The 15,271-nt window shown below is 76.2% G+C and carries 11 protein-coding genes; 8 read left to right on the forward strand and 3 right to left on the reverse strand.

The genetic code is table 11. The features are described from left to right. Window positions 1–15: 15 nt before the first annotated feature. The 6 genes from hrcA to PHY01_RS08900 all read left to right on the forward strand — a co-directional run bounded on the left by hrcA (window position 16) and on the right by PHY01_RS08900 (window position 5,997). Window positions 16–1,035 (forward strand): heat-inducible transcriptional repressor HrcA, encoded by a 1,020-nt coding sequence (gene hrcA / locus PHY01_RS08875; RefSeq protein WP_141278071.1) that lies wholly within the window; start codon window positions 16–18, stop codon window positions 1,033–1,035. Between the two features lie 52 nt (window positions 1,036–1,087). Beyond that, window positions 1,088–2,242 (forward strand): molecular chaperone DnaJ, encoded by a 1,155-nt coding sequence (gene dnaJ / locus PHY01_RS08880; protein WP_141278072.1) that lies wholly within the window; start codon window positions 1,088–1,090, stop codon window positions 2,240–2,242. Between the two features lies 1 nt (window position 2,243). After that, window positions 2,244–2,996: a 16S rRNA (uracil(1498)-N(3))-methyltransferase gene (locus PHY01_RS08885; protein ID WP_141278073.1), complete on the forward strand. Its 753-nt coding sequence runs from the start codon at window positions 2,244–2,246 to the stop codon at window positions 2,994–2,996. A 262-nt stretch (window positions 2,997–3,258) separates the two neighbouring features. Continuing rightward, window positions 3,259–4,110, forward strand: a complete 852-nt coding sequence (locus PHY01_RS08890) for an alpha/beta hydrolase family protein (RefSeq protein WP_141278074.1) — start codon at window positions 3,259–3,261, stop codon at window positions 4,108–4,110. 4 nt (window positions 4,111–4,114) lie between these two features. Beyond that, window positions 4,115–4,648: an isochorismatase family protein gene (locus PHY01_RS08895; protein WP_141278075.1), complete on the forward strand. Its 534-nt coding sequence runs from the start codon at window positions 4,115–4,117 to the stop codon at window positions 4,646–4,648. 38 nt (window positions 4,649–4,686) lie between these two features. Continuing rightward, a complete protein-coding gene (locus tag PHY01_RS08900; RefSeq protein WP_141278076.1) occupies window positions 4,687–5,997 on the forward strand; it encodes an HNH endonuclease in 1,311 nt (436 codons plus the stop codon). Between the two features lie 9 nt (window positions 5,998–6,006). Here the strand turns inward: PHY01_RS08900 and PHY01_RS08905 are convergent, their stop codons facing one another. Then, window positions 6,007–7,287, reverse strand: coding sequence for a M1 family metallopeptidase (locus PHY01_RS08905; protein WP_218030080.1), 1,281 nt, complete (start codon window positions 7,285–7,287; stop codon window positions 6,007–6,009). Continuing rightward, on the reverse strand, window positions 7,281–11,057 hold the full coding sequence (locus tag PHY01_RS08910; RefSeq protein WP_141278077.1) for a Pls/PosA family non-ribosomal peptide synthetase: 3,777 nt from the start codon (window positions 11,055–11,057) through the stop codon (window positions 7,281–7,283). The genes PHY01_RS08905 and PHY01_RS08910 overlap by 7 nt, the downstream gene beginning before the upstream one ends. A 232-nt stretch (window positions 11,058–11,289) precedes the next feature. Here PHY01_RS08910 and PHY01_RS08915 point away from each other — a divergent pair, with 232 nt between their 5' ends. Continuing rightward, window positions 11,290–12,381: a PhoH family protein gene (locus PHY01_RS08915; RefSeq protein ID WP_246085790.1), complete on the forward strand. Its 1,092-nt coding sequence runs from the start codon at window positions 11,290–11,292 to the stop codon at window positions 12,379–12,381. Between the two features lie 66 nt (window positions 12,382–12,447). After that, window positions 12,448–14,046, forward strand: a complete 1,599-nt coding sequence (locus PHY01_RS08920) for an alpha/beta hydrolase (RefSeq protein WP_246085791.1) — start codon at window positions 12,448–12,450, stop codon at window positions 14,044–14,046. Here the strand turns inward: PHY01_RS08920 and PHY01_RS08925 are convergent. Next, window positions 14,034–15,254: a D-arabinono-1,4-lactone oxidase gene (locus tag PHY01_RS08925; protein WP_141278079.1), complete on the reverse strand. Its 1,221-nt coding sequence runs from the start codon at window positions 15,252–15,254 to the stop codon at window positions 14,034–14,036. The two genes, PHY01_RS08920 and PHY01_RS08925, sit on opposite strands and share 13 nt — an antisense overlap. Between the last annotated feature and the right edge of the window lie 17 nt (window positions 15,255–15,271).

Raw genomic sequence — 15,271 nt, forward strand, 5'->3', positions numbered from 1 at the left:
GGACGGGGGCCGGAGATGAACGCCGACGAACGGCGGTTCGCGGTGCTGCGGGCGATCGTCGCCGACTACGTCTCCACGCAGGAGCCGGTCGGCTCGAAGATGATCGTGGAGCGGCACAACCTCGGTGTGTCCAGCGCCACGGTGCGCAACGACATGGCCGTGCTGGAGGAGGACGGGCTGATCGCCCAGCCCCACACCAGTGCCGGCCGGGTGCCCACCGACAAGGGCTACCGGATGTTCGTCGACCGGTTGGCGCAGGTGAAGCCGCTGAGCGTGGCCGAGCGCCGCGCCGTCACCGCGTTCCTCGACGGCGCCGTCGACCTCGACGACGTGATGCGCCGCAGCGTGCGGCTGCTCGCCCAGCTCACCCGCCAGGTCGCCGTCGTGCAGTACCCGACGCTGACCCGCTCCACGGTGCGCCACTGCGAGGTGGTCTCGCTCACCCCGGCCCGGCTCATGCTGGTGCTGATCACCGACTCCGGTCGCGTCGACCAGCGGGTCGTCGACCTGGGCCAGGTCCTCACCGACGACGACGTGGCGCGCATCCGCGCGCTGCTCGGGGCGTCGCTGAACGGGCGGCCGCTGGCCGCGGCGTCGGTCGCCGTGGCCGACCTGCCCGCCAGCGCCCCCGCCGAGCTGCGCGAGGTCGTCACCACCATCGCGACGGTGCTCATCGAGACCCTCGTCGAGCACCCCGAGGAGCGCCTGGTGCTCGGCGGCACCGGCAACCTCACCCGCAACGTCGCCGACTTCCCCGGCTCCCTGCGCACCGTCCTGGAGGCGCTGGAGGAGCAGGTCGTCGTCCTCAAGCTGCTCGCCGCCGCGCAGGACCCGGGCACCGTCACCGTCCGCATCGGCGAGGAGAACGAGGCCGAGGAGATGCGCGACACCTCCGTGCTGTCCATCGGCTACGGATCGGGCACCGTGTTGGGTGGGATGGGTGTCGTCGGGCCCACCCGGATGGACTACCCGGGCGGTATCGCGGCGGTGCATGCCGTCGCCCGGTACGTGGGTGAGATCCTGGCGGGACGCTAATCCGTTCGTTGCTGGGCACGACCGATCGAGAAGGACCATGGGGAACACGCACGTGGCACGGGACTACTACGGGATTCTGGGTGTCTCGAGCGACGCCGGAGCCGACGAGATCAAGCGGGCCTACCGCAAGCTGGCCCGCGAGCTGCACCCCGACGTCAACCCGGACCCGGGGGCGCAGGAGCGCTTCGCCGAGGTCGGTGCGGCCTACGAGGTGCTGTCCGACCCGGAGAAGCGCCGGATCGTCGACCTGGGCGGCGACCCGCTCGGCAACGGCGCGGCCGGGGGCGGCGGCGGTGACTTCGGGGCCTTCGGCTTCGGCGACATCATGGACGCCTTCTTCGGCGGCCAGGGCGGCGCGGCCGGCCGGGGCCGCGGACCGCGCAGCCGGGTCCAGCCCGGCGCCGACGCGCTGATCCGCATGCAGCTCACGCTGGAGGAGTGCGCGGTCGGCGTGACCCGCGACCTCGCCGTCGACACCGCCGTGCTGTGCACCGAGTGCACCGGTTCGGGCTGCTCGCCGGGCAGCTCGCCCACCCGTTGCGACATCTGCGCCGGGCGCGGCGAGGTCCAGAGCGTGCAGCGCTCGTTCCTCGGCCAGGTCGTCACCTCGCGGGTGTGCCCGAACTGCCGCGGCTTCGGCGAGGTCATCCCCGACCCCTGCCACCAGTGCGGCGGCGACGGCCGGGTGCGCTCGCGGCGCACGGTCGGCGTCCGCATCCCGGCCGGGGTGGCCGACGGGATGCGCGTGCGCCTGTCCGGGCAGGGTGAGGTCGGCTCGGGCGGCGGGCCCGCGGGCGACCTGTACGTCGAGGTCGAGGAGGAGCCGCACGAGCTGTTCACCCGCGACGGCGCCGACCTGCACTGCACCGTCAAGCTCCCGATGACCGCGGCCGCGCTGGGCACCGCCCTGCCGCTGCCCACCCTCGACGGCACCCACGAGATCACCATCGAGCCCGGCACCCAGACCGGTGCGGTGCGCACGCTGCGCGGCAAGGGCATGCCCCGGCTGCGCTCCACGGGCCGCGTCGACGGGCACGGCGACCTGATGGTGCACGTCGACGTCGAGGTGCCGACCAACCTCACCAAGGAGCAGACCGAGCTGCTGCGTCAGCTCGCCGCGCTGCGCGGCGAGGAGCAGCCCGGCGTCGGGTCGGGGCGCAACGGCCACGGCCTGTTCGGGCGGCTGCGCGACTCGTTCGGCCGGTGAGGTGGGCACCGCCCCGCTCTACCTGATCGACGCGCTGCCGGACGGGGGGATCGCCGTCCTCGACGGCGCCGAGGGCCGCCACGCCGCCACCGTGAAGCGGATGCGGGTCGGCGAGGTGGTGCAGCTGGCCGACGGGGTCGGCGGGCTGGCCCACGGTGTCGTCGACGGGGTGGGCCGGGACCGCGTCGACGTGCGGATCACCGGGCGCACCGCCGTCGCGCCACCGGAGCCACGGGTGCTGCTCGCGCAGGCACTGGTGAAGGGCGACCGCGGCGAGCTGGCCGTCGAGCTGGCCACCGAGGCGGGGGTCGACGGCGTGCTGCCCTGGCGCGCGGCCCGCTGCGTCGCCCGCTGGGAGGACGGCCCGCGCGGTGACAAGGCGCTCGCGCGCTGGCGCAGCACGGCGCGGGAGGCGGCGAAGCAGGCCCGGCGGTCGTGGCTGCCCGTCGTCGAGGACCCGGTGGGCACGCCCGCGCTCGCCCGCCGCGTCGCGCAGACCGCCTGCACGCTGGTGCTGCACGAGTCCGCCCCGGACGCGCTCGCGTCGGTCCCGCTCCCCACCGCCGGGGACGTGCTGCTCGTCGTCGGCCCGGAGGGCGGGATCAGCGACGAGGAGCTCGACGCGCTGGTCGCGGCCGGTGCCCGCCCGGTGCGGCTGGGCCCGCAGGTGCTGCGCGCGTCGACCGCCGCCGCGGTGGCCCTGGGCGCGCTCGGCGTCCTGACCGGGCGCTGGACCCCTCTCCACCCGGGCTGATCCGGACGGTTCGACACGCCGACGCCACGCCCGCCATCCGGGTCAGGGGCTGTGGCGCGCCGGGCCCGGCGGGCTAAGGTCTGCCGCGTCCCGGGCGCCGTGCGCGCCCGGCCCGCAGACGCGGGTGTTCGCACCCGTGGGCCGCCGGGGGGTCCCCCCTCGCCCGGCGGAGCCACGCCGCGGTGGGTGTCCCCCCACGTCCACCGCGGCGTGGCAACCATGGCCGCCCGAACTGGGCACCGCGCGACCGCGAACGCCTGCCATGATCGGACCCGTGTCCCGCCGCGCGCTGTCGCGCCTCCTGCTGACCCTCCCCGCCGCGGTGCTCGCCGCGTGCGCGGCGGGGCCCCGCCCGGCCGCGGGCACCGGGGGGCCGGTGCGCCTGGACTACGGCCCCGACCCCAGCCAGTTCGGGGAGCTGACGCTGCCCGCCGGCGACGGTCCGGTCCCGGTCGTGATGGTGGTGCACGGCGGGTTCTGGCGCAGCTCCTTCGGTGCGGAGCTGGGCCGCCCGCTCGCGGTGGACCTGGCGAACCAGGGGTTCGCCGCCTGGAACGTCGAGTACCGCCGCGTGGGCGGCGGTGGCGGCTGGACGGCGACCTTCGACGACGCCGCGGCCGCGCTGGACCGCCTGGCGGACGCGGATCCCCGGCTCGACCTGAGTCGGGTCGTCGCCGTCGGGCACTCCGCGGGCGGTCACCTCGCCGCGTGGCTCGCGGCCCGGCCCGGCCTGCCCGCCGGGGCGCCCGGGGCCGGGCCGCGGGTGCGGCTGCGCGGCGCCGTCAGCCAGGCGGGGGTGCTCGACCTGGTCGACGCGGTGCGCGAGGGCGTCGGGGGCTCGGCGGTGACCGACCTGGTGGGCGGGACGCCCGAGCAGGTCCCCGACCGGTACGCGCTGGCGTCACCGGTGGAGCGGGTGCCCCTCGGGGTGCCGGTCGTGTGCGTGCACGGCACCGACGACCGCAACGTGCCGATCCGGCAGAGCGAGCGGTTCACCGCGGCGTCCGGCGACGAGCTGGTCACCCTGCCCGGCGTCGACCACTTCGCCGTCATCGACCCGTCGACCGACGCCTGGCGCGCCTGCCGCGACGCGGCGGCCCGCCTGGCAGGCTGAGCCGATGCTGCTCTCCCGCGAGGACTCGACGCTGCTGCTGGTGGACTTCCAGGCGCGGCTGATGCCGGTCATCCACGACGGCGCCGCCGTCGTCGCCCGCGCCCGGATGCTCGCGCAGGGGGCCGGGCTGCTCGACGTCGCGGTCCGGGCGACCGAGCAGAACCCGGCCGGGCTGGGGCCGACCGTGCCGGAGCTGGTGGAGTTCCCGCAGCGGGTGCTGGCCAAGACCTCGTTCGGGGCCGTCGCCGAGGCGGGATTCGCCGACCTGCTGCCGCCGGGAACCGGCGAGGTCGTCGTCGCGGGGTGCGAGGCGCACGTGTGCGTGCAGCAGACCGTGCTCGGCCTGCTCGCCCGGCGCCACCGCGTCGTGCTGGTGGCCGACGCGATCGGCTCGCGCGACCCCGCCGACCGCGATCTCGCGATCGACCGGATGCGCCGGCACGGGGCCGAGGTCGTGAGCAGCGAGATGGTGCTGTTCGAGTGGCTGCGCGACTCGACCCACCCCCGCTTCCGTGAGGTGCACCGGCTCCTGCGCTGAGCCGCGGGCTGTCGGGGTGGGTCGCTACGGTCGAACACATGTTCCCCTCGATGACCACCGAACGGGTCGAGTCCGAGCTGGTGGAGATGGCCGGGCACCTCGCCGCCGGCACCTGCCGGTTCCTGCAGCTGCTCGCCGAGTTCGACGAGCGCGACGGCTGGGCGGGCCCCGGTATGCGCACGTGCGCACAGTGGCTCAACTGGCGGGTCGGGCTGAGCCTGCGCACCGCGCGCGACCACCTGCGCGTCGCCCACGCCCTGCGTGCGCTGCCCGCCACCACCGCCGCCTTCGCGGCCGGGCGCGTCTCCTACTCCAAGGTCCGGGCGCTGACCCGCATCGCCACCCCGGCCACCGAGGACGGCCTGCTCACCGTGGCGCTGCACGGCACCACCTCGCAGCTGGAGAGCCTGGTGCAGGCCACCCGCGCGGCCGTCGACCCGCGCCCCGCCCACGCCCGCCGGGCGCTGCACACCTCCCGCGCCGCCGACGGGTCGCTGCTCGTCCGGCTCCGGGTGCCGGCCGAGCGCGGTGAGGAGCTGATGGCCGCGATCGAGGCGCTGGTCGCGCAACAGGACGCCCCGCCGGTCGAGGAGCAGTGCCGGCGCGGTTCAGGTGAACCGCCCGGGCACCGTCCCGATCCCGAGCGCTACCCCGGTGACGTGCCCGACCCCCGGGCAGCACGGCGGCTCGACGCGCTGCTCGACCTGGTCGCGGGTGCGCACGTCGAACGGCCGACGGCTCTCGTGGTGCACGTCCGCGCCGACGACCCGCCCGCCGACGACCCGCCGGACCGTCGCGCCGCCTGGATCGAGGGCGGACCGGTGGTGCCGCGGGCGGTGGCGGAGCGGCTCACCTGCACCGCAACCGTGCAGGCCCTGCTGACCGACCGCGCCGGCAACCCGCTGTATCTGGGCCGTACCCACCGCACCGCGAGCCCACGACAGCTCCGGGCGCTGCGGGTGCGCGACGGGGGGCGCTGCGTCTTCCCCGGCTGCACCGCCACCCGCCGGCTCGATGCCCACCACGTCCGCTGGTGGCGACGGGGAGGGCCGACCGACCTCGACAACCTCGCGCTCGTCTGCCGCCACCACCACACCCTGGTGCACGACCACGGCTACCGCATGGCCCCCGTCCCCGGCGGGGGGTTCGCGTTCCTGCGCCCCGACGGCGTCCCGATCCCACGGGCGGGCGCCCCCACCGCGGGCACGCCGGACGTGCTGGTCACCGCCGGGACGGCGGTCGGGATCGACGACCGCACCCTCACCCCGCTGTGGGGTGGCGAACGGCTCGACCGCGACCACGTGCTCACCTGGCTCCTGCCGGCCCGGGCCCGGGAGCGGGCGGCCTGAGCCGGGGTCTCAGCGGGGCAGCGGGGGCAGCGCGGGGCGGTGCAGCCAGGCCGTGAACAGTTCGGCCGGGTCGGTGGGGGAGTGCTGCGCGGCCAGGGCCGTGAACTGCCCGGTGGTCACCGAGCCGTGCCGGTACCGGGTGGCCCAGTCCCGGACGAGCGCGAAGAACGCGGCGTCGCCGGTGTGCCGCCGCAGCGCGTGCAGGGTGAGCGCGCCGCGCTTGTAGACCCGCAGGTCGAACAGGTCGTCCGGGCCGGGGTCGGCGAGCACGAACGGGCCGCGCAGGCCGGCGATCGCGGCGTGCCACTCGCGGGCGTGCGACGCGGCGTCGCGCCCGCCCGAGACCTCCGACCACAGCCACTCGGCGTAGGTCGCGAAGCCCTCGTTGAGCCAGATGTGGCGCCAGGCGGCGACGGTCAGGCTGTTGCCGAACCACTGGTGCGCGAGCTCGTGCAGCACCAGGCGTTCGTGGGTGCGCCTGCCGTCGACGTGGTTGGCGCCGAACACCGACATGCCCTGCGCCTCGATCGGCACGTCGAGGTCGTCGTCGGCGACCACGACCTGGTGGTCGGCGAACGGGTACGGGCCGAACAGGCCGGTCAGCGCCGTCATCATCGCGGCGTGCCGGCCGAGGTCCCGGGTGGCGGCGCGGCGCAGCCGGGGCGGCACGAACGCCGTCTGGCCAGGGCCGAGGGGCAGCTCCTCGTAGCGGCCGATCTGCACGCCGGCGAGGTAGGTGGCGGTCGGCTCGGGTCGCTCGAACACCCAGGTCCGGGTGCCGGCGGAGCGGCTCCGCGCCGTCAGCACACCGGTGGCGCGGACGGTGTAGGGCGCCTCCGCGGTGACGGCGATCCGGTAGGCCGCCTTGTCCGACACCAGGTCGTTGCACGGGAACCAGGACGGCGCCCCCACGGGCTGGCTCGCGACCAGCGCGCCGTCGGTGAGCTCGTCCCAGCCGATGTCGCCCCAGCGGCCCCGCACCGGCCGCGGGTTGCCGCCGTAGCGCACCTCCATGACGCACCCGCCGTGCACGGGCCGGGCCGGGGTGACGCGCAGTTTGCCGCCGCGGTGGGTGAACCGCGCCGCGCGGCCGTCGACGACGACCCGGCGGACGGCCAGGTTCCCGGCCAGGTCCAGGGCGAAGCGGTCGAGCGGGGCGGTGCAGGAGGCGGTGAGCACCGCGCGGCCGCCGAGCCGGTTGGACCCGACCCGGTAGTCGAGCTCCAGGTCGTAGTGCTCGACGTGCAGGTCCGCCGTGCCGTGGCCGGGCAGGTAGGGGTCGGTCACCAGGACCGGATCGGGTTGCCCCGCCAGCGCGTGCCGGCGGGCACCGCGTCGCCGCGGGTGACCAGCGAGCCGGGGCCGACGGTCGTGCCGGCCCCGATCCCGGCGCCGGGCAGCACGATGCCGTGCGGGCCGAGCGTGGCGCCGTCGTCGAGGTGGACGGGGGACATGCTCATGATCCTGTCGTGGAACAGGTGGGTCTGCACGACACACCCACGGTTGACGGTGGCGCCGCGGCCGATCGTGACGAGGTCGGACTCGGGCAGCCAGTAGGTCTCCAGCCACGCCCCGCGCCCGATCCGCGCGCCCATCGTCCGCAGCCAGGCGCCGAGCACCGGCGTGCCGGTGGCCGGGCCGACCAGCCACGGCACGGCGAGCACCTCGACGAAGGTGTCGGCCAGCTCGTCGCGCCACACGAACGCGCTCCACAGCGGGTGCTCCACCGCGCGGAACCGGCCGACCAGAACCCACTTGGCCGCCGTCGCGGTCCCGGCCGCGAGCAGCCCCGCGACCAGCAGGAACGGCCCCGCCAGCGCCGCGGCGGCCAGCGGCCCGGCAGCCGTCCACACCGCCAGGACCGCGCCCAGGACGAGCACCGCGAGCGTCGCGGAGACCATCACCGGCACCACCCGGCACACCTCGACGAGCGCCCGGGCGACGCGCAGCCGCCGCGGCGGGTGGAAGGTGCGGGCGGTGCCGGCGTCGGAGGCGCTGCGCTGCAGCGGCATCGGCGGCAGCCCCAGCCAGGACGAGCCCTTCTTCGCCTTGCGCGGGGTCGCGGACAACACCCCGACCAGCCCGCGGTCGGGCACCGAGCGGCCCGGAGCCGTCATCCCGGAGTTGCCCAGGAACGCGCGCTCACCGATGCGGCTGGGTGCGACGTGCAGCCACCCGCCGCGCAGCTCGTAGGTCCCGACCATCGTGTCGTCGGCCAGGAACGCGCCGTCGCCGATGGTGGTCATCCGCGGCTGGGCGATCACCGTGGAGATCTCGACGTCGCGGCCGACGGTGGCGCCGAGCGCGCGCAGCCAGGTGGGGGTCAGCGAGCTGGCGTAGAGCGGGAAGAGCCCGGTGCGGGCCATCCCCATCAGCCGCTCGGTGGTCCACACCCGCCAGCCGACGCGGCCGTGCACCGGGTGGTAGCCCGCCGTGGTGCCGGCGCCCAGCACCCGCACCGCGAGCAGCACGAGCAGGGCGTAGGTGAGCAGGTAGGCCAGCGTCGCGGCGGGCACCGCGAGCAGCGACCGGGTGACGACGAGCAGCGCCAGCCCGGGCAGCGCGGCGACGGCGGGCAGCAGGCCCAGCGCGGCGGACGTGGCGCCGTAGACCCCGGTCCAGAACCGGGACCGCGGCGCCGGCTCGGCGGGCCACTCCAGGCGCGAGCGGCCGGTGCGCGCGGCGGGGGAGCCCGCCCAGCGCCGGCCGGCCGGGACGGGGCCCGCCACCGTCGACCCGGCGACGACCTCCGCGCCCTTCCCGATCCGCGTGCCGGGCAGCAGGGTGCTGCGCGACCCGACGCGGGCGCCCGCGCCGATCCGGATGCGCCCGACGTGCACGACGTCGCCGTCGACCCAGTGCCCGGCCAGGTCGACCTCCGGCTCCACCGACGCGCCGCGGCCCAGCTTGAGCATCCCGGTGACCGGCGGCGGCGCGTGCAGGTGCACGTCGGCGCCGACCTTCGCGCCGAGCAGCCGCGCGTGGCGCAGCGTCCAGGACGCCCCGGCGACGCCGGTGGCCCCGGAGAGCTCGGCGAGGCGCTCGGCGGCCCAGATCCGCAGGTGCACCGATCCGCCGCGCGGGTGGGTGCCCGGGCGGACGCCGCGCAGCAGCAGGCGGGCCCCGCCCGCGGCGATCGCGATGCGGCCGGGCGGGCTGAACAGCACGAGCCAGGCGAGCGCGAGGGTCCACCAGGGAACCGACACCGCCCACCCGGCCACGGTCGACACCGCGGCGGCGACGGCCGTCCACCGCAGCCCGACCAGCCCGAGCACCGGCACCATGAGCAGCGCCTGCAGGAACCCGGTCCGGCGCGGGACCGGGGCGACTGCGCGGTCGGTGGCCGCGCCGCCGGGCAGCGCGTCGACGTGGGCGGCGAGGTCGGCCAGCCGCGGGTGCCGGTACAGGTCGTCGACGGCCACCTGCGGGTGCCGGGTCCGGATCAGCGCGACGAGCTGGGCCGCGGTCAGGCTGCCGCCGCCCAGTGCGAAGAAGTCGGCCGACGGGTCGGTCGCCGCGGCGCCCAGGATCTCCTCCCAGCCCTGCGCGAGCCACGCCTGCGTCGGCGTCAGCGCGGTCGCCCGGCCGCCGGTGAGGGGCCAGGGCAGCGCGTCGCGGTCGACCTTGCCCGAGGTGCGGGTCGGCAGGTCGTCGACGACGGCGAGCAGGGGGACGAGCGCGGCGGGCAGCCGCTCGCGCAGGAGGGCCGTCGCGGCCTCGTGGTCGAGGTCGTCGGCCGCGACGTAGCCGACGAGCACCTGGTTGCCCGCCCTGGTGCGCCGCACGGCCGCGGCCGCCCCGCGCACCCCGGGCAGCGCGGCCAGCGCGGCGTCGACCTCGCCCAGCTCGATGCGCCGCCCGCCCAGCTTGACCTGCTCGTCGGCGCGGCCCAGGAACAGCAGGCCGTCGGGCTCGGCGCGCACGACGTCGCCGCTGCGGTAGGCGCGGTCCCAGCCCAGTGCCGGGGCGGGGGCGAACTTCTCGGCGTCCCTGGCCGCGTCGAGGTAGCGGGCCAGCCCGACGCCGCCGATCACCAGCTCGCCGGTGCCGCCCATCGGCACCGGCCCGCCCGCGGCGTCGACGACGGCGAGCTCCCACCCGTCCAGCGGCAGGCCGATCCGGACCGGGCCCTCGCCGGTGAGCGGGGCCGCGCAGGCGACGACGGTGGCCTCGGTGGGGCCGTAGGTGTTCCACACCTCGCGCCCCTCCACGGCGACGCGCGCGGCCAGCTCGGGCGGGCACGCCTCGCCCCCGAAGATCAGCAGCCGGACGTCCTCCAGCGCGTCGGCCGGCCACAGCGCGGCCAGGGTGGGCACGGTGGAGACCACGGTGATCCGCTGCGCGCGCAGCCACGGCCCGAGGTCGACGCCGGTGCGCACCAGCGCGCGGGGCGCGGGCACCAGACAGGCGCCGTGCCGCCAGGCCAGCCACATCTCCTCGCAGGAGGCGTCGAAGGCCACCGACAGCCCGGCCAGCACGCGGTCGCCGGGGCCGAGCGGCTCGTCGCGCAGGAACAGCCGCGCCTCGGCGTCGACGAACGCGGCGGCGGCGCGGTGGCCGACCGCGACGCCCTTGGGGGTGCCGGTGGAGCCGGAGGTGAAGATGACCCACGCGTCGTCGCCGGGGCCGGGGCGGCCCGGGTGCCCGCTCGGCGGCGCGGCGGGGGTCAGGCCGTCGTCGGTGAGCACCGCGCACACCGCGGCCTCGCCGAACACCAGGTCGGCCCGTTCGGCGGGGTCCTCGGCGTCGACGGGGACGTAGGCGGCGCCCACCGCCAGCACCGCGAGGATCGCGACGTAGAGCTCGGCGGTGCCCGAGGAGATCCGGACGCCCACGCGGTCGCCCGTGCCGATCCCGGCCGCGGCGAGCCGTCCGCGCAGCGCGTCGACCCGGTGGGACAGGGCGCGGTAGGTCAGCACCGCACCGCCCGCGTCGACGGCCGGCTCGTTCGGGTGCCGGTCGACGGTGGCGGCGAGCACGTCGAGCAGCGTGCGCGGGGACGGCGCCGGCCCGGCGGTGAAGCGGGCAGGGGTGCGTGCGGGGGCGAGCGCTGGGGACACGGGTCTCGGGCCTTCCGGGTGTCACGGGCCCGTTCCGGGGGCCGGTGCTGCGGAGCAGGCGGCGGAGGCACGCGGGGCGCAGCGGGTCGGAGGCCAGGTTAACGGCGGGTGACGGCCGGTGGGCCCGGACGTGCGGGAGTTCACGCCCGGCAATCACCGGGCGCCGGGGGTGGGGTTGGCGGTAGCATCGGGTCGTCCCCGTACCGGTAGTGGAGAGCAGGCGGCGTACCCCTTGACCCATCCCCAGCGGGATCAGGCACAGTCGGATCAAGCACAGTCGGATCAGGTCCAGCCCGTCCAGTCCCGCATGGCCGTCCCGGACGCCGCGCTGCTCGCCCTGCTGGGCCGCCGCGACGAGACGCTGCGCACGGCGGAGGAGCTCCTGGAGGCCGACGTCCACGTCCGCGGCAACGAGCTCACCCTCTCCGGCGCCCCGGCCGACGTCGCGTTCGCCGAGCGCGTGTTCACCGAGCTGATCACGCTGGCCGAGCGCGGCCAGCAGGTCGCCCCCGACGCCGTGCGCCGCACCGTCGAGATGCTCGACGCGGGCCCCGAGACGCTCGACGAGTCGCCCGCCGAGGTGCTCTCGCTCGACATCCTGTCCCGGCGCGGCAAGACCATCCGGCCCAAGACGCTCAACCAGAAGCGCTACGTCGACGCGATCGACGCGCACACGATCGTCTTCGGCATCGGCCCCGCCGGCACGGGCAAGACCTACCTCGCGATGGCCAAGGCCGTGCAGGCGCTGCAGGCGAAGACCGTCAACCGGATCATCCTCACGCGCCCGGCGGTCGAGGCGGGGGAGCGGCTGGGGTACCTGCCCGGCACGCTGTTCGAGAAGATCGACCCGTACCTGCGCCCGCTCTACGACGCGCTGCACGACATGATCGACCCGGAGTCCATCCCGAAGCTGATGGCCGCGGGCACGATCGAGGTGGCGCCGCTGGCCTACATGCGCGGCCGCACGCTCAACGACGCGTTCATCATCCTCGACGAGGCGCAGAACACCACGCCCGAGCAGATGAAGATGTTCCTGACGCGCCTGGGTTTCGGGTCGAAGATCGTCGTCACCGGCGACGTCACGCAGGTCGACCTGCCCGGCGGCGGTACCCGCTCCGGCCTGCACGTGGTGCGCGAGATCCTCGACGGCGTCGACGACGTGCACTTCTCGCCGCTGTCGAGCCAGGACGTGGTGCGCCACCGGCTGGTCGCCGACATCGTCGACGCCTACTCCCGCTGGGACGCCGAGACCGCCCGGCCCGACCTGCGCTCGGCGGCGCCGCGCAACGGCCCGCCGCAGGACCGCCGGGCCCGGCGCCGGTAGGAGTCCAGCCGATCGGGGGTGGCGTGTTCGGTTGGTGACGCGCCCGCCCGGCACGAGGATGGGCGGGTGACGTTCTCCCGCCGTGCCGTGTCCGCCGCCGTCCTGGCGGGGGCGCTGATGATCCCCACGGCGCTGCCGGCCTCCGCGGACCCGGGGACGGCCGGGCCGGGGATCGTGTCGCCGTCGGTGCCGGGGCTCAACCCGTTCTTCACCCAGCAGCTCGAGTGGGGGCCGTGCGCGGAGTTCGCCCGCACCGACGCCGACCGCGCCGCCTACGCCGACCCGCGCTACGACTGCGCGTACCTCGACGTGCCCCTGGACTACGGCGACCCGGGGGCGTCCACCGCGCGGATCGCGATGCTGCGGCAGAAGGCGCTCGACCCGTCCGCGCGGATCGGGTCGCTGTTCGTCGACCCGGGCGGGCCCGGCGGGTCCGGCGTCGCCTTCCTGCCGTCGCTGGCCGGCGTCATCGGCGACGGGGAGGTGGCGCAGAGGTTCGACCTGATCGGCTTCGACCCGCGCGGGGTCGGGGTGAGCGAGCCCGCCATCGACTGCTCCACCACCGAGGAGGTCGACGCCGAGCGCGTCGACCTCGACCTCGACACCTCCCCGGAGGGGGTGGCGCAGACCGAGGCGGAGTTCCAGGAGTTCGCCGACCGGTGCGCGGAGCGCGTCGGTCTCGACGTGCTGGAGAACGTCGGCACCCGCGACGTCGCGCGCGACCTGCGGATCGCCCACCAGGTCGTCGGCGACGAGAAGCTGACCTACGTCGGCTACTCCTACGGCACCTCGATCGGGGCGGAGTTCGCCGAGCAGTTCCCCACCGACGTGCGGGCGCTCGTGCTCGACGGGGCCGTCGACCCGGCGCTGGGGCCGGTCGAGTCGCGCACCACGCAGGCCCGCGGCTTCCAGCGGGCCTTCGACAACTTCGCCGCGTTCTGCGTCACGCAGGCGGACTGCCCGCTGGGCACCGACGTCGCCGCGGCGTCGGCGGCGGTGCAGGAGCTGCTCACCCCGCTGATCGAGGCCCCCGTGCCGACGGCGGACCCCGCGCGCACCCTCGGCTACAACGACGCGATCACCGGGCTGATCCAGGCGCTCTACGCCGAGTCGCTGTGGCCGCCGCTGCTCGACGGGCTCACCGAGGTGACCCGGGGCGACGGCACGACGCTGCTGATCCTCGCCGACATCTACTACGACCGGGCCCCGGACGGCTCCTACGGCAACCTGCTGGAGGCGTTCCCGGTGATCAGCTGCATGGACGGCGACCGGCTCACCGACCGGGCCGTCGCGCGCGAGATCAACGCGACGAACCTGGAGCTGGCACCGTTCCTCGACGCCGGGTTCGGCTCCTCGGACGTGCTGGAGCTCTGCTCGTTCTGGCCGGTCCCGCCCACCAGCGAGCCCGGTCCGGTGCAGGCGCCGGGCCTGCCGACGGTGCTGGTGGCGTCCTCGACCGGCGACCCGGCCACCCCCTACGAGGACGGCGTCTCGCTCGCCCGGCAGATGTCGGCGCGGCTGCTGACGGTGGACAACGACAGCCACACCGTCGTGCTGCAGGGCGCCAACGCCTGCGCCGACGAGACCGCCACCCGCTACCTGGTGGATCTGACCCTGCCGCCCGCCGACCTGACCTGTGCCCGGGAGGCGGCTCAGCCGAGGTAGGTCTCCAGCATCGGGTTGCCGAACTTGCCGGTCGGGTCCACCTCGCGGGCCCGCGCGGCGAAGTCCGGCAGGCGCTCCCAGAGCTCGCGGACGCGCCCGGGCGGGGTCGTGAAGACCTTGCCCCAGTGCGGGCGGGCGTCGAACGGGTCGAGCGCGGCCTCCACCGCGGCCACGGCGGGGGCCACGGCGGCGGCGTCGGGCACCCAGGTGAAGTGGACGGCCACCGAGTCGCGGCCGTACGCGGCGCTGAGCCACAGGTCGTCGGCGGCGACGCTGCGGACCTCCGAGACCAGCAGCACCGGCGCGACGACCTCGGCCACGGCCTCCACCGCCCGCAGCGCCGCGGGGGCCACGGCGCGCGGCACGAGGTACTCCGACTGCAGCTCCGCCCCGCTGCTCGGCCGGAAACCGGCCCGGAAGTGCGGCAGCCGCTCGTGCCAGGGGCCGGGCCGCCCGAGCTGGTCGGTGCAGTGTCCGGTCGGTTCGCCGCGGGTCATGTGCCGGGGGCCGTCGGCGGGCCGCCCGCCCATCCAGTGGTCCTCCGGCGGGGCGTCGGCGACCCGGCGCTTGAGCCAGACCTGGTCGAACACCGGCCGGTCCCAGTAGGTGAACGCGCTGACGCTGTAGGCGCCGGCGAGCAGCTCGGGCAGCAGGTCGAAGCCGTGGAAGGGGACGTCGAGCACCACCCACTGGGCGAGGTCGAACGCGGGCACCGTCTCCAGGGTCAGCGACGTGACGATCCCCAACGCGCCCAGGGCCACCACCGAGGCGGGGTCGTCGACGACGTCGAGGGTGCCGTCGGCGCGGACCAGCTCGGCCGACCGGACGCGCGTGGCCAGCGCGCCGTTGCCGTCCCCGGAGCCGTGGGTGCCGGTGGCGCACGCCCCCGCGACGGAGATGTGGGGCAGCGAGCCGAGGTTGGGCAGCGCCCGGCCGGCCGCGTGCAGCCGGCCCGTCAGCCCGGCGTACGGCATCCCGGCGGGGACGGTGACGAGGTCGCCGTCGATCGTGGTGGTGTCCGGCAGCCCGGAGAGGACGACCAGGTCGCCGGGGGTGTCGGCGACGGGCGAGAACGAGTGCCCGGTGCCCAGCGCCCGCACCCGGTCCGACGCCGCGACCAGCTCCTGGACCTCGGGCACCGACCGCGGGCGGTGCACGGCACGGGCGGAGAAGACGACGTTGCCTGCCCAGTTCTGCGCGCGGGTCACCGGGCCGAAGCTACCCG

This window comes from Pseudonocardia hydrocarbonoxydans, from assembly GCF_006539565.1.
Classification (GTDB): Bacteria; Actinomycetota; Actinomycetes; order Mycobacteriales; family Pseudonocardiaceae; genus Pseudonocardia; species Pseudonocardia hydrocarbonoxydans.